Below are 19,320 nucleotides of genomic sequence, written 5' to 3'. Positions count from 1 at the left end.
CTTAGCCCTCATCCAGGATTGCGGGGACCTTGAAGCGGCCTTCGTACGCATCGGGAGCGCCGGAGAGTGCCTGTTCGGCCGTGAAAGTGTGGCCTACTACGTCCTCGCGGAAAACATTCGTCAGCGGGATCGGGTGGGACGTGGCCGGGACGTCATCACCGGCGGCTTCACTTACGGACTTCACTGAATCGACGATGACGGCGAGTTCGCCTGCCATCGTGTCCAGCTCTTCAGCACTCATCTCGATGTGCGCGAGACGCGCGAGATGCGCGACGTCGTCGCGGTTGATCGCAGCCATGGATCTCCCCTGCAAGTTCGGATTATTTTCCGTCCCAGTCTACGTGGCCCTAAGCCCTTCCGCCGTCGGCGGCGGGCCGGACGATCCTCCGCGTGCTCGCTCGTTCCTCGCTTAGACGCACGCTTCCGGATGTCCGTCCCGTCGCCGATGTGCTGCGCTCACCGAACGAGACTGCCGAGTCCGGAAAATTTCCGAACTCGACAGTCTCACAGTTTTGTTTTGTCAGCCGATGCCGATGGCTCCGGTGAGTACTCCGGTGGCCAGCATGACCAGGGAGATAACTGCCGTGCGCCAGAGGACCTTCTTGTGGTGGTCGCCCAGGTCCACCTTGGCGAGGGAGACCAGCAGCAGGATCGCAGGTACCAGCGGGCTCTGCAGGTGGAAGGGCTGGCCGGTAATGGAGGCCCGGGCCATGTCCGCGGCGCTGATGCCGTAGTGGCCAGCCGTTTCACTGAGCACCGGCAGGACGCCGAAGTAGAAGGCATCGTTGCTCATAAAAAACGTCATGGGGATGCTGAGCACGCCGGTGATGACGGCCATAAACGGGCCCAGGTCGGCGGGAATGATGGCCACGAGCCACTGGGACATGGCCTTGACCATTCCGGTCCCGTTCAGCACTCCGGTCAGGACCGCTGCGGCCATCACCATGCTGACGACGGCGACGATCGAAGGTGCGTGCGCGATCAGCTGCGCGCCCTGCTCCTTGAGCCGGGGAAAGTTCACCAGCAGCGCGATGGCGGAGCCGACCATAAAAACAAAGGGCAGCGGCACGAGGTCCGCGACCAGCAGCACCATAATGGCAACCGTCAAGCCCAGGTTGAACCACTGCAGCTTCGGCCGAAGCGTGGACCGGTTGGGATCCAGCGCGGTATCCGCCATGGCCGAATCGCGTTCGTCGGCGAGGTCCCCGGCGTGTTCCAGGACCGCCACGGCCGACCCTGCCGCGGCGGGGCTTCCGCCGGGACCGGACGGCTTTCGGCCGAAGCCGAGGCGGCCGAAGCCGGTGCCGGCGCCGGTACCGGTACCGGTACCGGCGTAGCTGTCGCCGGGGGTATCCGCAGAACCCCAGATCTCGGGGGCGACGGTGCGCAGGCGGTTGCAATCCTGCAGGCCCAGCAGCCAGGCGAAGACGAACACAACGACCAGGCCCGCGATCAGCGAGGGGATCATTGGGACGAACACCTCCGAGACACTGATCTTCAGTGCGGAGGCGGCGCGGGCGGTGGGGCCGCCCCACGGCAGGATGTTCATGGTGCCGTTGGCCAGGCCGGCTACGCAGGTAAGGATCACGGGACTCATCTTCAGGCGCAGGTACACCGGCAGCATCGCAGCGGTGGTCAGGATGAAGGTGGTGGATCCGTCACCGTCGAGCGAGACCGCCGCGGCGAGGACGGCGGTGCCGAGGACCACCTTGGCGGGGTCGTTGCCCAGCCGGCGCAGGATGAACCGGACCAGCGGGTCGAAGAGCCCGACGTCGATCATCAGGCCAAAGTAGATGATCGCGAACATCAGCAGGGCCGCAGTGGAGGTCATCGACTTCATGGAATCAAGCACCATGTCGCCGATGCCAAGTCCGGCGCCGGCGAAAAGCCCGAAAACGGTGGGAACAATAATGAGCGCCAGCACGGGCGTCAGTTTTTTCGTCATGATCAGCACCATAAAAACCGTGATCATGGCGAAACCTAGTAATACCAGCACAGCCGGCTCCTTCTGCAGTGAAGTGCACCACCCCGGTGTGATGCGCACTACAGACGCTAGGGTGGCGCGCGTCACGGCCGGGTCTTTGCCGCATTTGATTGGCATACTGCTTGTTGGACGCATTGTGCGCATTGTGCTCACACCCGAAGGAGGGTCAACGTGCCACGCATAACCGGCAGCACGCCGCTGCGGTTCGCTACCCAGACCCTGCTGCTCCAGCTGGCGGTGGTGGCCCTGGTGGTGCTCCTGACGAGCGCCGTGCACGGCTGGCTCACCTATGACCGGCTGGGCCGCGAGGCCGAAAACCAGGCCCTTACACTGGCCCGGACCGTCGCTTCCGATCCGCAGGTGCGGGCCGCGGTGCAGCAGATCAGCGCGCAGCCAGGCACTCCCCCGCCGGCCGAACTGCTGGCCGGGCCGCTGATGGCAGCAGCCGAGGGCGCCCGCACCCGCACCGGAGCACTTTTTGTGGTCATCACCGACGAGACCGGACTGCGGCTGGCGCACCCCGAGGCTGAGCGGCTGGGCGAGCGCGTGAGCACTGACCCGTCCGAGGCGCTCGCCGGCAAGGAAGTCACCACCCGGAACACCGGAACCCTGGGCCCCTCGGCCGGGGCCAAGGTCCCGGTGTTCGCCCCGGAATCGGACACCGTGGTGGGCGAAGTGAGTGTGGGCTACTCTACCGAAAGCGTCAGCCAGAGCCTGGGCCGGGACATCGTTCCGATCGCCCTGACCGCGGCCGGCGCCCTGCTGGTCGGCGTTCTCGCCTCGTTCCTGCTCCGGCGCCGGCTCCAGCGGCTGACGCTGGGCCTGGAACCGGAGGAAATCAGCACCCTGGTCCACGACCAGGTGGCGGTGCTGCAAGGGGTCGACGACGGCGTGATCGGCGTCGCCGCGGACGGCCGGATCAGCGTGTTCAACTCCGCCGCCCGGCGCCTGCTGGGCCAGCCTGATCTCACCGGCACGCCGTGGGCCGATGCTCCGGTGCCGGCCCGGCTGCTGGCGCTGACCAGGTCCGACGCCGCTGAAGGGGACGCCGTGGAACTTGTTGTCGGCGCGCGGGTGCTGGTGGCCAGCGCCCGCAAGGCCCTGCACGGCCGGGAGGACCTGGGCTGGGTGCTGATGCTGCGGGACCGGACCGAACTTCAGCAGTTGACCCGCCAGCTCGACGCCGTGGGAACCATGTCCACCGCGCTCCGGGCCCAGCGGCACGAGTTCGCCAACCAGCTGCACACCATCGCCGGGTTCATAAGCATCGGCGAGCATCAGCAGGCCCGTGATTACCTGGCCCGGCTGGCTGCCACCGGGCCGCTGAAATTTCCCGTGGACCAGGCCGAACTGCTCCAGGACCCCTATCTGCAGGCCTTCCTCGGCGCCAAAGGGGTGGAAGCGGACGAGCGGGGCGTGAGCCTGCGGCTCGGACCGGAAACCCTGGTCCGGGGACAGGTCACCGAGCCGCAGGACGTCACCACCGTGCTCGGCAACCTGATCGACAACGCGGTGAACGCCGCCGTCGCGGGCCCGTCACCGGACCGCTGGGTCGAGGTGGAAGTGCTTGACGAGCCCGGCACCGGAGGCAACGGCGGCACGCTGTTGATCGTCGTCGGGGATTCCGGTGACGGGCTGCCTGCCGCTGCGGCCGGCGGTGCTGATGACGTGTTCGAGGACGGATTCACCACCGCCGGCCGTCCGGCGCGGGCGGGCGCCGGCCAGGGCCTGGGCCTCGCGCTGGCCCGCCAGCTGGCGCGACGGCGCGGCGGCGACGTGCGCGTACTTGACCCGGGTTCCGCCGGCGGCCCCGGCGCGGTTTTTATGGCGACCCTGCCGGGGACCATTGTGCTCACTGAGACGAAGCCTAACGAAAGGGACAACGATGCCTGAGGACATCAGGGTGTTGATTGTGGACGACGATTTCCACGTCGCCAAGCTGCACGCGGCCTACGTGGACTCGGTGGCGGGATTCCTGGCCCTGCCCGCGGCGGGCTCCACGTCGCAGGCGCTGCAGGCCATCCACAGCCTGCGCCCGGATCTGGTGCTGCTGGACGTGTACCTGCCGGACGCTTCCGGCCTGGACCTGCTCCACCAGCTGGACGTGGACACCATGATCCTCAGCGCCGCCGCGGACGCGGTCTCGCTCCGGCTCGCGTTCCGGCGCGGGGCGCTGGCGTATCTGCTCAAGCCATTTACTGCCGAGTCGTTGTCGCAGCAGCTGCGCTCGTACGCGCGCTACCGGCGGATCCTGGCCCAGCCCGGGAACGTCACCCAGGACACTGTGGAACGGGCCAAGCGGGCGCTCATCCCGGGCGATGTGATGTCCTCCGTCAAGCCCAGGTCCGCCACCGAGGCAGCGGTGCTGGAATCGTTGGCACCGGGTGAGCAGTACTCCGCGGCCGAGGTCGCCACCCTGGTAGGCGTTTCCCGGGCCACCGCACAGCGGTATCTGTCAGCGCTCGCCGACGACGGCCCCGTCGACATCCAGTTGCGGTACGGCAGCACCGGGCGCCCGGAGCACCGCTACGGGCTGGCGGCCGGCGCCGCCGGCTAGCCCAGGTCCCCGTGCAGTTGGAAGGCGTTGCTGCGGGCGTACTCGTGCACGCGGGTGAGAGCCTCGATCTGGTTGCGGGCGTCGTCGGCCAGCGCGGCCAACGTAACAGGGTCGACTCCGAGGTCCGGCGCCAGCTCCGCCAGGACCTGCCAGCCGCCAAGCTTTCCCAGGATTGCGGAGCGCATCAGTTCAGCCTCCAGCACCATGGTCATCGGGGAACGGCTGACGATGCGGCCGTTGAGTTTGAGCCGGCCGGCGTGCTCGCCCAGCCAGGCGGCGGCTTGACGGTGACGGCGCGGCCGCAACCCAAGATCCTTGATGATGCCGCGGAGCACCTCGCGTTCGCTGCTGATCTCCTGGCTGATCCGGGAGAGCTCGCCCGCGACCGGGGTGTCGGCGTAGGCCTCAGCCATGCGTCGGATCCGGGAGACTCCGGCGGTGGAGCCGGTCAGGTGGTCCGAGAGATACAGGCCGAGGAGCTTTGCATCGATTGAGGCGGGGATGCGCGCTGCCATGGGTCCTCCAGAGTGCCTAAGCGTTTCGATTGACACTAACCTACCCCAGGGTGAGCGCCGCAAGGAGGAGTCCTGCCCGTCCGGCCGGGCTACAACTCCTGGCGGTAGACCAGCAGCTTGATGTCGGTGTCCGGCACAACCCAATCGCGTTCGGGGGCCCGCTGGAAACCGGTCTTGAGGTAGAGCCCGTGAGCGCTTTCCCAGGTCAGGCCCGTGGTCAGCGCCACGGCATTGATCCCGGCCAACAGCCTGGCATGTTCGAGGATGGCCTGGACCATGGCCTTGCCTGCACCGCTGCGCTGGACTTCAGGGTCCACCACAAGCATCCGGAATTCCAGCTCGTCGCTTTGGGCGATGTCCGCATAGGGTTCACCGGCGACGGCCAGGGTCACGGAGCCTACGATCTGTCCGGCACGCTCCGCGACCCAGATGGTCGCGTGCGCGGCCCGCCGGGAGACGTCCTGGATTTGCCGCATGTAAGGGTGGTCGGCGCTCTGGAAATAGCCTGCCGCGAGGTAGGCGTCCCGGGTAATGCGCGCGATGGCGTTGTAGTCGGCCGGAACTGCGGGACGGATAAGGATCTGGGGATGCACTTATCCATGCTAAGCGCGCCCGGGCCGCTCTGGCACCGGAACGGCGTTTTCCGTGACTGAACTATCAGAACGGCCGGAAATCAGAACGGCCGGGCAGGCACCGGGGGCTAGAGCGGGAATTTTCCGGACAGCTCCAACGTCCCGGCGCAGGTCCAGGCGGCGAGTCGTTCGTCGTCGGAGGGGCCTCCGGCGAGCGGGCTGGTCAGCCGCGGGCGACGCACCCAGCAGCCGGCCTCTTCGGCGATGAGGGCTCCGGCGGCGAAGTCGTGCTCATTGAGTCCCCGTTCCCCGTAGGCGTCGTGCGTGCCGTCCGCGACGAGGCAAAGGTCCAAGGCGGCGGAGCCGAGGCGGCGGACGTCGGCGAAGCCGTCCATAATGCTGCCCAGCCCGGATGCCTGCTCGGCCCGGACGGGAGGGTCGTAGCTGAAGCCGGTGGCCAGGATCTGTCCGCTGCGGCCCGGCAGCGGCCCGGCAAGTGGTGTCAGCCGGCCTCCTTCCTCGAGCCAGGCTCCGTGCCCGCGGAGCGCGTAGTAGCGCCGGCCCAGGGCAGGGGCATCGACCACGCCGGCCAGCCAAACTCCGTGCGGGTCCGCGACGGCCACCGATGTGCCGTAGTAGACGATGTTGCGGATGAAGTTGGCGGTCCCGTCGAGCGGGTCGATCGACCAGCGGTAGCCGCTGGGCGAGGGCGGCAGTACTGTGCCACCCTCCTCTCCGGTGATGGTATCGAACGGCCTGGCCCTGCTGATCACTTCGCGGACGGCTCTTTCCGCGGCGAGGTCAAAAGCTGTCACCCAGTCACCGGCGTCGCCCTTGTTGCTGATGTCCAGTTCGGCAGCGTTCCGGCCGGCCAGAACGGCGGCACCGGCAGCTGCCGCCCGCCGGGCGAGCTCCAGCAGCGCGGCCGGCAGCCCGGTGGACGGGTCTGGGTTTTCGGCGCTCATTCGGTCATCACATCCTGGTGGTTTTCTTCGGAGTCTTCGCTGCGGCCACCGCGGTCATTGCTGCCACCGCCGTCGTGCTCGCCGCCGCTGTCATTGCCGCCGCCGCCGGATCCGTCAGCGGGCGCGGGGCCGGGTTTCGCGGCCGGCGACGGCTCCGGCCCGTTGGCCAGCAGGGCGCGGAAGCCATCCTCGTCCAGGACCGGCACGCCGAGCTGTTCGGCCTTGTCCAGTTTGGTGCCCGCGTTCTCCCCGGCCACGACGTAATCCGTCTTTTTCGAGACGGAGCCGGATGCCTTGCCGCCACGGATCAGGATGGCTTCCTTCGCTTCGTCCCGGCTGAAGCCCGCCAGGCTGCCGGTCACCACGATTGTCAGTCCTGCCAGGGTCCGGGGCATGGATTCGTCGCGCTCGTCAATCATCCGGACCCCGTCGGCCGCCCAGGTGTCCACGATCCCTCGGTGCCAGTCTTCGGTGAACCATTCGGTCAGGGCGGCAGCGATGACCGGCCCGACGCCGTCGACGTTGGCGAGCTCTTCCTCGGAGGCCTGCCGGATCGCGTCCATGCTGCCGAACGCCGTCGCGAGCGCGCGGGAGGCCCGCGGACCGACGTGCCGGATGGAGAGCGCCACGAGGACGCGCCAGAGCGGCTGGGCCTTCGCCTTTTCCAACTCGCGGAACAGCTTCTCGGTGGTGGCCGTGGGCTTGGACGGGGTCTTGGCGGTGCCCTTGCTGAAGAAGTACGGCACCAACTCGAACTCACCGGTGCCGACACCCTTGGCCCGCTTTTCCCGCCGGATCCGCACCTCCGCGAGGTCAGCGTGGGTGAGCCGGAACAGGTTCGCCTCGCTGGTCAGCGGCGCAGTTTCCGGTTCCGCGGGCTGGGTCAGGGCAATCGCGGCTTCCCAGCCGAGGGCTTCGATGTCGAAAGCGCCGCGGCCGGCAAGGTGGAACACACGTTCGCGCAGCTGCGCTGGGCAGGAGCGGGAGTTGGGGCACCGGATGTCCACGTCCCCTTCCTTGGCCGGCGCCAGCGGGGTGCCGCAGGCGGGACATTCGGTGGGCATCACAAAGTCCCGGACCGGCGGGTCCTGCTGCCCGCGCAAGGCCAGGACGGGGCCGACGATCTCCGGGATAACGTCCCCGGCCTTGCGCAGCACCACGATGTCGCCGATTTTGACGCCTTTGGCCTTAACGACTTCCTGGTTGTGCAGCGTGGCCATCTCAACTGTGGAGCCGGCCACCTTGACCGGTTCCATCACGCCATAGGGAGTGACGCGGCCGGTGCGGCCCACGTTGACCTGGATGTCCAGAAGTTTGGTGTTGACTTCCTCGGGCGGGTATTTGTAGGCAACGGCCCAGCGCGGCACCCGGGAGGTGTAGCCGAGCGCACGCTGGGTGGCGAAGGCGTCGACCTTGATAACTATGCCGTCGATCTCGTGGGCGAGGCTGTGGCGCTTGTCCCCGTAGCGGGTGATAAATTCCAGCACTTCCGCGAGCCCGGGCAGCACCTCGAGGTACGGACTGGTGGGCAGCCCCCATTCGGCGAGCTGCCGGTAGGTATCCGACTGGCTGGCGGTTTCGAGTCCCTCGCGCGCGCCAATGCCATGGACGTACATCCGCAGCGGGCGTTTGGCGGTTTCCGCCGGGTCCTTTTGGCGCAGCGAGCCGGCCGCGGCGTTGCGGGGGTTGGCCAGCGGCGCTTTGCCTGCCGCGATCAGCGCCTCGTTGAATTCAGCGAACGCCTTGGACGGGATAAAGACTTCTCCGCGCACCTCCATTTCGGCAGGGAAGCCGGTGCCGGTGAGCTGCTGCGGGATTTCCTTGATGGTCCGGACGTTGTGGGTGATGTCCTCCCCCGTGCTCCCGTCCCCACGCGTTGCGGCCCGGATCAGCACCCCGTCACGATAGAGCAGGTTGACGGCCAGGCCATCGATCTTGAGCTCGGTGAGCCAGGCCGGCATCCCGTTGCCCAGTTTGGCGATGTTGGCTTCGGCCTTGGCGATCCACGCCTCCAGCTCCCCGAGCGAGAAGACGTCCTCCAGGCTGTACATTCGCTGCAGGTGTTCGACAGCGGTAAAAGCGGCCGACACTTCGCCGCCAACCTCCTGGGTCGGCGAATCATTGGCCACGAGTTCGGGGTGCATGGCCTCGATTGTTTCCAGCCGCCGGTAGAGCTCGTCGAACTCGGCATCGGAAATGATCGGCGCGTCGTCCTGGTAGTAGGCGAAGCGGTGCCTGCGGACCTCCTCGACGAGGACCTCGTACTCTTCGCGGACGGCCCCGGAGGGGTTTTGTGTGTCGGCTTCTGCTGCAGTGTTCCCTGTGCTCACAGACCTATCCTGCCTTAGATCACCGACATTGTCCGGTCAGGATTACCCCGGAGCAGTCGCCCCGGGAGGGTGCCCGCGACGCGCGGCGGCGCAGGCCGGGAGGTGGTCAGGAGTGGGTGGGTTCCTCGACGAGCGCTGTGGCGATGCTGTCCGCGTCCTCGAGTGCGGCGAGGTAGCGTTCGGCGTCCAGGGCGGCCGCGCAGCCGGTGCCCGCGGCGGTGATGGCCTGGCGGTAGCGGTGGTCCACCGCGTCCCCGCAGGCGAAGACGCCGGAGAGGTTGGTGACCGTGGTGGGTGCATCGACCCTGATGTAGCCCTCGGCGTCCAGCTCTACCTGGCCGGTGAGCAGCTCGGTGCGCGGGACGTGGCCGATCGCGACGAAGATCCCGGTGGCAGCCTGTTCCCGGGTTTCGCCCGTGCCGGTGTCGGTCAGGGTGACGCCGGTGACCTTCGCGTCGCCGTGGATCGCGGTGACGGCGGAATTCCAGGCGAAGCTGATCTTGGGGTTGTCCTTGGCCCGCTGGGCCATGATCCGCGAGGCGCGCAGCTCGCCCTTGCGGACCACAACTGTCACGGACTTTCCGAACCGGGTCAGGAAGGTCGCTTCCTCCATGGCCGAGTCGCCGCCGCCGACGACGATGATGTCCTGGCCGCGGAAGAAGAACCCGTCGCAGGTAGCGCACCAGGAGAGCCCGTGCCCGCTGAACTTCTTTTCTTCAGGCAGGCCGAGTTCCTTGTAGGCCGAGCCGGTGGCGAGGATGACGGCGGTGGCTTCGTGGGTCTCCCCGGCCCCGGTGACCACACGCTTAGTGTGCCCGGTGAGCGTCACCTCGGTGACGTCGTCGAACACTACCCGCGCGCCGAACTTTTCGGCCTGCTGCTGGAGCCCGTCCATCAGCTCCGGGCCCTGGACGCCGGCGGGGAAGCCGGGGAAGTTCTCCACCTCGGTGGTGTTCATCAGCGCACCTCCCGCGGTGACTGCTCCGGCGATGACCAGCGGCGCCAGCCCGGCCCGTGCGGCGTAGATCGCGGCGGTGTAGCCGGCAGGGCCGGACCCGATAATGATCAGCTGTTCAGTCATGGCTGCCTGCTACTTTCCGGCGGGAAGGAGTTCGGAAATCAGGGCCTCGATGCGGGCCTTGATGTCGTCGCGGATGGGACGGACGGCGGCCACGCCCTGGCCGGCCGGGTCCTCGAGCTCCCAGTCCTCGTAGCGTTTGCCCGGGAAGATCGGGCAGGTATCGCCGCAGCCCATGGTGATCACAACGTCGGATTCCTGCACGGCCTCGGTGGTGAGGACCTTGGGGATCTCGGCGGACATGTCGATGCCGAGTTCGGCCATCGCCTCGACGGCTGCCGGGTTGACCTGGTCCGCCGGGGCGGAACCGGCGGAGCGGACTTCGATCCCGCCCTTGGAGAGCGTGCTGAGGAAGGCTGCGGCCATCTGGGAGCGGCCGGCATTGTGGACGCAAACGAACAGAACGGAAGGCTTTTTGGCGGTTTCGTAGCTCACGGGTTTCTCCTGGAATCAGCTGTGGGACGGGTGCTTCGCGGTCCGTTTGAGGTCCTGCGCCCGGCAAGTGTGGCGCTCGGCGGAACATTGATAAGAATCGATGTAGAAAGTATTGGACTTTAGATTGATGAATGTCAATTTCTGCCTTATGTCGGCTTGGCCGTCCCGCCTGGTGTCGCGGCCCGGTTAGGCTGCGAGCACGCGCGGCGCGAGGCCATTGACCCGGTGGGCGATGTCATCGAAAGCCTTCTCGAAGGCATCCTCGGTGCCCAGCCGAAGCGGGTCCGGCACCGACCAGTGCACACCACCCAGGCCGGTCAGTTCCTCATGGGCGTTGTCGCACACGGTCACCAGCAAGTCACCTTCTCCCGCCACCTGCTGCAGGCTGCGTGGACGACAGTCTGCCAGGTCCACGCCGTGCCGGCTGGCGACGTCGATAGCGCCTTGTGCGATGCGGTCCGCGGGGTGTGTCCCCGCCGACGTCGAGGGAATTTCGCTGGCCTGCTGCCAGAGGGCGGCGGCCAGCTGGGACCTGGCACTGTTTCGCGTGCAGACGAACACAACGCGGCGTGCCCCGTGCCCGGCTCCCGGCACCAGGCCCGCCAGGGCTCCGGCTGCAAGCCGGATATAGCTGCGCCGCCCGTCGGCTTCGGAGCGGCGGCGGGCGGCCAGCCCGGCCTCTTCCAGCGCGCGCAGGTGGTGGGAGAGCAGATTTGACGGCATTCCCAATTCTGCCTGCAGCTCCGTCGGGGAAAAGTCGCCCAGGGTCAGCAGATCCACGATGCGCAGCCGCGCAGGATCGGCCAGGGCCGCATGCTTGGCCACCCGGGCCCTAAAGCCTACTGTCTCAATATTCATTGGTTCAATTTTGACTGAGTTAATTCTTTGGGTCAAGCTGTTGCCATGACTTTCAACCAGCCGCCGCTGTGGCGCCGTGCCGTGGCCGAATTCCTCGGCACCAGTTTGCTCGTAGCCATAGTGGTCGGCTCCGGCATCGCCGCGCAGCAGCTCTCCCCCAACGACGTTGGCCTGCAGCTGCTGCAGAACAGCACAGCGACGGTGTTGGGCCTGACGGTGCTGATTCTGATGCTCGGGCCCGTGAGCGGCGCACATTTTAATCCCGTGGTCTCCCTTGCCGACTGGATCCTGGGCCGGCGCAGCGGTACCGGGCTGAGCCTGCCGGAGCTTGGCACCTACGTCTTTGCCCAGGTCCTGGGCGCGGTCGGTGGCAGTGTGGTCGCTAACGCCATGTTTGAGGTGGGCACCTCCATCTCCGCCAAGGAGCGCGCAACCCCGGGGCATCTGCTGGGTGAGGTCGTAGCTACCGCCGGTCTCATCCTGCTGATCTTCGCCCTCGCAGCCACCAAACGCGGTGTCCTCGCCGCGCCGGCCGTGGGCGCCTACATCGGCGCCGCGTACTGGTTCACGTCCTCAACGTCGTTCGCGAACCCGGCAGTGACCGCCGGCCGCGTCTTCAGTGACACCTTCGCCGGAATCGCCCCGGCATCCGTTCCGGGATTTGTCCTGGCGCAGCTTGTCGGCGCGGCAGTCGGCCTTGGCCTGATCCTGGTCCTGTTCCCTTCCGCAGCCCGCACCGCGGACGCCGTCGTCCTCCCCCACAGTTCCGAACCGACCAGTTCCTAGCCTTCGCCGGCTCCGGGCGGGGCATCGCCCCCGCTACACGGCGGGTGGGGAGCTGAGGGCGGTCAGGGCCGACAACTTCTCTTCACCAATGGGTTCTTCGGGCAGCAACGGAATGAGGGCGAACCGGTCGGTCAGGGTGTGCACCTTCGTGATCTGTTCGATTTCGCTCGCGGCGCGGGCCCGCAGGAACGGCGTCTGCGGGTGTGCTGCGGCGATCGAGTTGTTGATGACCCAGGCCCACGGGTGGATTCCCGCCCTTTCCAGGTCTTTCTGCAGCTCTTCGGCTTCCAGGACCGGTGTGGTTTCGGCCAGCGTAACGAGGACAACCTTGGTCTGGGCCGGGTCCTGCAGCCGCATAAGCGGTGTTACGAATCCCATGGTGTCGCCAACCTGGCGGGCGATCTCCCGGTGGTACGAACCGGTGGCGTCCAGCAGTAGCAGGGTGTGGCCGGTCGGTGCCGTGTCGATCACCACAAAGTGCCGGCGGGACTCCTGGACCACCCTGGAGAACTGCCGGAACACCGCAACTTCGTCCGTGCACGGGGACATCAGGTCCTCGGCCAGGGCCGCGCGTCCGTCATCGTCCAGGCTCCTGCCCTTGGTCGCCATCACGTGTTCGCGGTACTCCTGGATGGCTGCCTCCGGATCGATGCGCGAAACCGTCAGGCCCGGAATGGAGCCATGGAGGGTTTCGGTCAGGTGCGCTGCCGGATCGGTCGTGGTGAGGTGGACCGCATGCCCGCGCCTGGCCAGGGCAACCGCAATGGCCGCAGCGACGGTGGTCCTCCCGACGCCGCCCTTGCCCATGCACATCAACAGGCCGTGGCCGTCGAGCTCCACGTCGTCCACCAGGGCAGCCAGCGGGGCGTCCGCAATCTCGGGGAGCAGCGCGGCATCACCAGTGATCGCGGCGCCGGAAGTGGGCGCGAACAGGGATTCAAGCGCCGCAATGCCGACCATGTTCCCCGGCTTCAGATCCAGGACATCGCGTGGCAGGCCGGCGACCGCCTCGGGAATGGCAGCGAGGGCCGCGGCTTCCCGGGCGCGCAGGGCCTGTGCGAGCTGCTCCGCACCGGCGGCAGGCGGCAGGACGCCGTTGACAACGACGTAACCTCCCCCGATTCCGATCTGGTTCAGTTCCCGATAGGTCCGCTCGATCTCGGTCAGCGACGAGGTCTGCGCCCGGCTGACCAGCACAAGCCGGGTCCTCGCCGGGTCAGTGAGTGCCTGGACCGCCTTGGCGTAGACCTGCTTGTGCTTTTCCAGCCCTGAGAGGGGTCCGAGGCAGGACGGATCGCCTTTGCCGGCCTCGAGGAAATCGGTCCACGAGCCGGGCAGCTGCAGCAGCCGGATCGTGTGACCCGTCGGGGCGGTATCGAAGATGATGTGGTCGTAGTCCCCGTAGGCCGTGTCGTCGGCGAGCAGGCTGGTGAACTCATCGAAGGAGGCAATCTCCGTGGTGCAGGAACCGGACAGGCTCTCGGCAATGCCGGCCAGTTCGGTCTCGGGAAGGAGGCCGCGGACGGGGGCAATGATCCGCTCGCGGTAGGCCTCGGCCGCCTGCTCCGGGTCAATTTCCAAGGCGGAGAGTCCCGGCACGGCCGGGATGGGAGTGACACTGTTCCCGATTCTTATGCCGAAGACCTGGCCAACATTGGAGGCGGGGTCGGTGCTGACCAGCATGACTGCCTTGCCGGCCCTGGCCAGGGTGAGCGCTGTTGCGCATGCTACGGAGGTCTTGCCCACGCCGCCCTTGCCGGTAAAGAACAAAAAACGGGGCGTGTTCTCAAGAAACTTCACGCCGGCAACTCCCCCGTGGGTTCGCTGGCCAGGTTGTGGCGCGCAATGCCGGCGCCCGGGCCCCGGAGATGCGGCACCGGGCCGCAGGCACCAGGGCCGCAGGCACCCATGTCGCAACAGGGGGCGGATTCGCAGGTTCGGATAGCAGGCATGTGGTCCTCCCTAGACGGCAACTCCCCCTAGCGTATCGACAATCATCGATAACCTTAAGCAGGGCCGGCGCGCCGCTGGCAGCGGCCTAGTTCCGGTTCTCCGGCGGCAGCGCGAGCTGGAGTTTGCGGACCTTGCCGCGGCCCACGATGTAGCCGCGGCCGGGGACGAAGTCAGTGCTGATCCGGCCCAGCGAGGTGCTGAGCAGGCTGTCGCCGTCGATGTCGCCCGGGTTCAGCAGCAGGCCACGGCGGCCGGACTTGAACGGTTGCGCGAGGGACCAGGCCGAGGACCAGGTGGAGGTTTCGGACTCGCCCACCACCCACTGTTCGGCCTTGATCGAGGCAGTGACGAGCCGTTCGATCCCGGATTCCGCCCCTGTGTCGGTGAAGTCGGTCAGCCCCTCGATGAAGATTGCGAGCTTGCCCGGGGTGCCGGTGGAGTAGTCCACGAGTTCGTCAAGTGCCTCCTCGACGTCGTCGGCGCCCACCACGGAACGGTCCCAGAGCTTCAGGGACGCTGCCGCCGAGCGGCGGGAACCGATGTAGAAGAGCTCGACGCCGGGGTTTGACCGGCGCAGCGCGTAGGCAAGGGTCACCAGTGCCACGGTGCGGCCGGCACCGGGAGGGCCGGCGAGGAGCAGCGGGCCCTTGGCCAGGATCTCGGCGGGCTGGAGCGTTTCGTCGTCGACGCCGATGACCGGCAGGTCAGGGCTGCCGGCGGGCAGGATGTCGAGGTCGATCTGGTCCGGCAGGCGTTCAATCTGCGGGGCCGGTTCGACGCCTTGGCGCAACATGGCCTGGCTGAGTTTGTTGACCTCGCGGGCCTGCACGGCCAGGTTGGAGTTGCCGCCAAGCACGGCGAGCTGCACTTCGAGGTTGCCCAGCAGGCCGCGCCCCGGCGGCGAGGCCTGGCCCAGGACATCCTTGGGCACATCCATCGAGAGGTAGTCGTCCTCGGAGGACAGCCGCAGCACCAGCCGGCGCTGGATCGAGGCCAGCAGCGACGCCGGCACCGAGTTGGGCCGGTCCCCGCTGATGACAAGGTGGATGCCGAGCGGACGGCCGTCGGTGGCGAGCTGCAGGAAGATGTCCCATAACGCGGAGAGCTTGCTGTATTCGTAGGCTTCCCGGAAGGCGGACATACCGTCCACCAGCACAAAGATCCGCTTTTCCGCCGGCTGCTCCGCCAGGGTCCGGTACTCCACGATGGTCGACGCCCGGACCTCCGAGTAGCGGGCCGCCCGGTCGTCGGCCAGGTCCCGGAGCCAGCGCAGCAGCCGGCCGACCCGCTCGACGTCGTCGCCGTTGATGATTTCGCCGACGTGCGGCAGTCCGTCGAGCATCTTCAGCCCCGAGGAGCCGCAATCGATGCCATAGATGTTTACCGGGCCGCCGCGCGGGGTGACAGCGGCGGCGATCGCGATGCCGCGCAGGGCAGCGGACTTGCCGGATCCGCCGGTGCCGTAGATGGCCATGTTGCCGTCCCGGTCCGGCTCGTAGAACACCGTGGGCTGGTCCTGGTGCGCCGGGTCGTCCGCGACGCCCAAGAGCAGCCGTTCGTCAGTGCGGGGGTTGGGCAGCCGGGAGAAGTCATAGGTCGTGGCGAGTTCGTCGAGCCAGGGTTTGCGGGGAGGCTCGATGGAGAGTACGTCGGCGGCTTTGATGATGTTCGCCGTCATCCTGGCGATGTCGTTCAGGCCCGCCGCTTCTTCCTGCACCGGGTTCTCGGGTGCCGGCGCGGCCCAGGCCGGACCTGAGCCGAAGGCCATCTCGACGATCTCGATCTGCGGCCGCTGCGGCTTCTCGGTGGTCCAGCCGCCGGCGTAACCGGTCTGGAAGCCCTGGATCCGGCCGGGACCGGTCTTGGCGGCGCCGCGTCCGGGAATGGAGGGGTCGAAGTACGCAGCCGTCGGCACGCCGAGGATGTCGATCGCGTCATCCTCATCGGCCATCCGCAGCGCCACCCGCAGGTTGGTGTTGGCGCGCAGGCTTTCCTTGATCACCCCGGCCGGGCGCTGGGTGGCCAGGATCAGGTGCAGGCCCAGGGAGCGGCCGCGGGCGGCGACGTCCACCACGCCGTCGACAAACTCCGGGACTTCGGTGGCCAGCGCCGCGAACTCGTCCACGATGATGATCAGGTACGGCGGCGCGTCCGGGTCCGCTTCGCGCTGGAGCTCCAGCAGGTCCTTGGCCTTTTTCCGGTTCAACAGCCGTTCGCGGTAGTGCAGTTCGGCCCGCAGGGAGGTCAAGGCACGGCGGACAAGGTGCTGGGACAGGTCGGTGACCAAGCCCACGGTGTGCGGCAGCTGCAGGCAGTCCGCGAACGCGGCGCCGCCCTTGTAGTCAACGAAAAGGAAACTTACCCGGTCCGGGCTGTACGCTGCGGCCATTCCCATCACCCAGGACTGCAGGAACTCGGATTTTCCGGCGCCGGTGGTGCCGCCAACAAGTGCGTGCGGTCCCTCGTTTTTGAGGTCGAGGTAGAGCGGTTCGATGCCTTTGGAGCCGACCAGTGCCCGGAGCGTGCCGTTGTCCTTGCGGTTGGGCACCGCGGAGGCCCGGACGGAGTTGTTCTCGGTCCAGCGTTCGGCCACGACGGCCGGGTTGTCCAGGAAATCCTTGCCGATCAAGGTGGCGTAGGAAACTGCCCGGGGCAGGTCGGATTCGTCCTCGAGCGGCTTGCCGACGTCCACAACGGGGGTGAGCATCCGCGCCAGTTGGGCTGCCAGGCCGGCATCGAGGCTTTCGCAGCTCACCGGGAAGGTGTGCCGGCCGAGCCGGACCTGGCCGGTGGTGGTTCCGTGCTCGCCGTCGATGGCCATAAAGTCCCGGCACGCGGCCGGCAGTTGCTGCACCGACGAAGCCACCCACATCACGTGTACCCCCGAGTCGGGGCCGCGTTCGAGCATCCGGGTGAGCCTGCCGCGGTCCACCGGGGCGTCGTCCTCGACGACCACCAGCACGGTGGGCAGCAGCGGCCCGGCAAGGTCGGTGCTGAGCGGGTCGACGCCGGGCCGCAGGACGGGGCGGGGCGTCTGGGATGCTGCCTCGCGCTGGTCGATCAGGTCTTCCAGTCTTGACAGCAGGGCCGAGCCGCCCCCCGGGCCGGCGGCAAGATGGTCGCCGCTGAGCGGGCTGTGGCCGGAGCCGACGTGCGGGAGCCACTGCAGCCACTCCCAGCGTTCCTTGGATTGCGCCGAGGTGATGGCGGCCAGCACCACTTCCGCTGGCGAATGCAGGCCCGCGAGCTGCAAGACCATCCCGCGGGCAACATCGTCGACCAGGCCGCGGGGACCGGCGAGGCCGAAGGAGCCGGCGGAGCGCAACTGCGAGACGATCGGCACACCTTCGATGTCCCGGAACTGTGCCAGGCACTGCTGGATTTCGGCCATGTACTCGGCTTCGGTATCGCTGCTGTTGGGCTCTTCGAACTGGATCCTTGAGGGCGCGGTGCCCAGGCCGAAGCGCAGTCCCAGGAAACCGGTGTGCTCGGGCCGGTGGGTCCAGAGCAGCGGGCCGAGCTTGTAGATCGAGTCCACGGTGTCACTGACCGAGGGTGTTTCCTGCAGCCGGACGGAGCGTTCCACGTTCTGCAGCCGCGTAGTTTCGGCCCGGAACGCCGCCATCGACTCGCGGAACTGCTTTAGCTGTTCCTTCCGTTCCCGTTTGGCCTGCAGCTTCTGGTCTACGTAATGGCCCACGATGAACAACGGCATCATCAGCATAAACACCACCGAGAGCACATTTTGGGTGACGGCAAACAGGATTCCGCCCATCATCAGCGGCGCCAGCAGCATGATGTACGGGAAGGCGTGGTGCTCCTGGCGCTTGGGTCCGGCCGGGAGCATCCGTTTTTGCAGTTCGAAGCGCGGCACCACCCGCGGGGAGCGGTTGAAGTCGATCAACGGGGAGCTTGGCGCGGAGCTGTGCCCGGTGCCAAGGGAGACCACGGAGACGGTTGTGTCGCCCAGGGCCACCGTGTCCGAGGAGTTAAGCGTCGCGCGGGTGACCGGCAGCCCGTCCATCAACAGCCCGTTGGCCGAATTTGTGTCCACGATCTCGACTGTCTCGCCGACAGTGATGCGGGCGTGCCGCTTGGAAGTCAGGGGGTCCGTGAGCCGGACGTCGGCGTCGCGGCCGCGGCCGAGGTAGCTGGTGCCCGAGGGCAGCGAGAATTCGCGTCCGACGTCGGGTCCGGAGAGCACACGCAGCGTTGCCGCCGCCGGACCGCGGCTCGCCCCGGGCGTCCCGAACTGCTCGCTGAGCCGGGCGAGCGAGACAATGGAGCCCGGCCGCAGCCCGGATTCGAGCAGGTTGTCCCCGCGGTCCAGGACGCTGCCCTTCATGCCGCCGGCGGCGAAGGCTTCCTCGATGCTCAAGGACAGGTTTGGCGGCGGCGCAGTGCCCCGCCGGGAGGGGTCGGCCGCCCAAAGCTGGGTGGCGATGTCAGCCACGGTAGCTAGCCCGTCAACGGTGACGGCAAGGTCTTTCGCTTCGGCCGGGTCGCGGCGCAGCGTCAGTCGGATTCTCACGCTTCCTCAACTCCGTTCAGGTCATGAGCGGGCTGGCCCAGGCCGGGCCCGCCCAGCAGGTGCAGGTCCGCCGCCGTCACCAGGTGTGAGGTGATGGCATGTTCAACGAGCCGTGCGCGGCGGTTGCTCGCAAGTTTTCCGCCGCCTCCACGCAGGCCGGCGACCCCCGCTTTGTCGAGCTTGTCGCACACATTGTCCAGCTTTCTGTTGAACCGGGTCAGGGCCCAGCCCAGCGACCTGGCGGCCTCTGCCGAGGACGGGATGGCGCTGAAGCCGGTCCCGTCGCGGCGCAGCATGGGTTCGGCGAGGGCCACGATCAGGGCCTTCTGCGAGTCGGTAAAAAGCACCGGGCCGATAGTGGTGTCTCCGCTGCTGTCCGCGTCGCGGGATTCCTGCCGAAACGCAGGAGTCCGCAGGTGGACGGCAAACTCGTAGGTGGTGGGGCCTGCGGTGAAGATGACGTTGGTCAGGCTAAAGACCAGTGGAATCCGTGCGCCCGGCGAGAGCCAGGCCTGCATCCCGCCGGAGGCGTCAGCGATGGTGGCCGAGAGCCTGCTGCCGACATTGTTCAGCCACCAGATGCCGTCGTAGCGGGCGATCTGCAGGAACTGCCGGTGCAGGTACGGATTGTCATCCACCTCAAGGTCGCCTTCGCGGCCGATGCTGAAGATGTCATCGTCCGCGGGCTCATGCCACTCGCCGCAGAAATCTATCGCCAGATCCCCCATATGCCATGCCTTTCTGGACATTGTTGCT

The 19,320-nt window shown here is 67.5% G+C and carries 15 protein-coding genes; 3 read left to right on the top strand and 12 right to left on the bottom strand.

The window, feature by feature from the left end; all coding sequences use genetic code 11:
* Position 1: 1 nt before the first annotated feature.
* Positions 2-298: an Asp-tRNA(Asn)/Glu-tRNA(Gln) amidotransferase subunit GatC gene (gene gatC / locus QK287_RS03515; RefSeq protein ID WP_226774633.1), complete on the bottom strand. Its 297-nt coding sequence runs from the start codon at positions 296-298 to the stop codon at positions 2-4.
* Positions 299-520: 222 nt separating this feature from the next.
* Entirely contained in the window at positions 521-1,996 is a 1,476-nt protein-coding gene (locus QK287_RS03510; protein ID WP_282359267.1) for an SLC13 family permease, read from the bottom strand.
* 159 nt (positions 1,997-2,155) lie between these two features.
* On the opposite strand from QK287_RS03510, the gene QK287_RS03505 reads away from it, so the two are divergent.
* A complete protein-coding gene (locus QK287_RS03505; protein ID WP_282359265.1) occupies positions 2,156-3,877 on the top strand; it encodes an ATP-binding protein in 1,722 nt (573 codons plus the stop codon).
* Positions 3,870-4,541 (top strand): response regulator, encoded by a 672-nt coding sequence (locus tag QK287_RS03500; protein WP_282359264.1) that lies wholly within the window; start codon positions 3,870-3,872, stop codon positions 4,539-4,541. Before QK287_RS03505 ends, QK287_RS03500 begins: the two co-directional genes overlap by 8 nt.
* Here the strand turns inward: QK287_RS03500 and QK287_RS03495 are convergent.
* The 7 genes from QK287_RS03495 to QK287_RS03465 form a co-directional block, all read right to left on the bottom strand.
* Positions 4,538-5,056 (bottom strand): hypothetical protein, encoded by a 519-nt coding sequence (locus QK287_RS03495; RefSeq protein ID WP_282359263.1) that lies wholly within the window; start codon positions 5,054-5,056, stop codon positions 4,538-4,540. The genes QK287_RS03500 and QK287_RS03495 overlap by 4 nt on opposite strands.
* A gap of 89 nt (positions 5,057-5,145) precedes the next feature.
* Positions 5,146-5,649, bottom strand: a complete 504-nt coding sequence (locus QK287_RS03490) for a GNAT family N-acetyltransferase (protein WP_253033302.1) — start codon at positions 5,647-5,649, stop codon at positions 5,146-5,148.
* A gap of 107 nt (positions 5,650-5,756) precedes the next feature.
* Positions 5,757-6,593 carry an inositol monophosphatase family protein gene (locus tag QK287_RS03485; protein WP_282359260.1) on the bottom strand — a complete coding sequence of 279 codons (837 nt, stop codon included), beginning with the start codon at positions 6,591-6,593 and terminating at the stop codon, positions 5,757-5,759.
* Positions 6,590-8,923 carry an NAD-dependent DNA ligase LigA gene (ligA, locus tag QK287_RS03480; protein ID WP_282359258.1) on the bottom strand — a complete coding sequence of 778 codons (2,334 nt, stop codon included), beginning with the start codon at positions 8,921-8,923 and terminating at the stop codon, positions 6,590-6,592. Before ligA ends, QK287_RS03485 begins: the two co-directional genes overlap by 4 nt.
* Before the next feature lie 106 nt (positions 8,924-9,029).
* Positions 9,030-10,004, bottom strand: coding sequence for a thioredoxin-disulfide reductase (gene trxB, locus QK287_RS03475; RefSeq protein ID WP_282359256.1), 975 nt, complete (start codon positions 10,002-10,004; stop codon positions 9,030-9,032).
* A 9-nt stretch (positions 10,005-10,013) separates the two neighbouring features.
* Positions 10,014-10,436, bottom strand: coding sequence for an arsenate reductase ArsC (locus QK287_RS03470; protein WP_282359254.1), 423 nt, complete (start codon positions 10,434-10,436; stop codon positions 10,014-10,016).
* 186 nt (positions 10,437-10,622) lie between these two features.
* Positions 10,623-11,294 (bottom strand): metalloregulator ArsR/SmtB family transcription factor, encoded by a 672-nt coding sequence (locus QK287_RS03465; protein ID WP_226774643.1) that lies wholly within the window; start codon positions 11,292-11,294, stop codon positions 10,623-10,625.
* Between the two features lie 45 nt (positions 11,295-11,339).
* Between QK287_RS03465 and QK287_RS03460 the strand changes: the two genes are divergently transcribed.
* The gene (locus QK287_RS03460) at positions 11,340-12,080 is read left to right on the top strand and encodes an MIP/aquaporin family protein (protein ID WP_226774644.1); all 741 of its coding nucleotides are present in this window, start codon (positions 11,340-11,342) and stop codon (positions 12,078-12,080) included.
* Between the two features lie 33 nt (positions 12,081-12,113).
* On the opposite strand, the gene arsA is transcribed toward QK287_RS03460, so the two are convergent.
* The 3 genes from arsA to QK287_RS03445 form a co-directional block, all read right to left on the bottom strand.
* On the bottom strand, positions 12,114-13,880 hold the full coding sequence (gene arsA / locus QK287_RS03455) for an arsenical pump-driving ATPase (RefSeq protein ID WP_282359253.1): 1,767 nt from the start codon (positions 13,878-13,880) through the stop codon (positions 12,114-12,116).
* Between the two features lie 238 nt (positions 13,881-14,118).
* A complete protein-coding gene (locus tag QK287_RS03450; protein ID WP_282359252.1) occupies positions 14,119-18,564 on the bottom strand; it encodes an FtsK/SpoIIIE domain-containing protein in 4,446 nt (1,481 codons plus the stop codon).
* The gene (locus tag QK287_RS03445) at positions 18,561-19,292 is read right to left on the bottom strand and encodes a hypothetical protein (protein WP_226774649.1); all 732 of its coding nucleotides are present in this window, start codon (positions 19,290-19,292) and stop codon (positions 18,561-18,563) included. Before QK287_RS03445 ends, QK287_RS03450 begins: the two co-directional genes overlap by 4 nt.
* Positions 19,293-19,320 lie beyond the last annotated feature (28 nt).

Origin of the sequence: Arthrobacter sp. AL05 (assembly GCF_029960715.1) — a bacterium.
Classification (GTDB): domain Bacteria; phylum Actinomycetota; class Actinomycetes; order Actinomycetales; family Micrococcaceae; genus Arthrobacter.
This window is presented reverse-complemented; position numbering and strand designations above follow the sequence as displayed.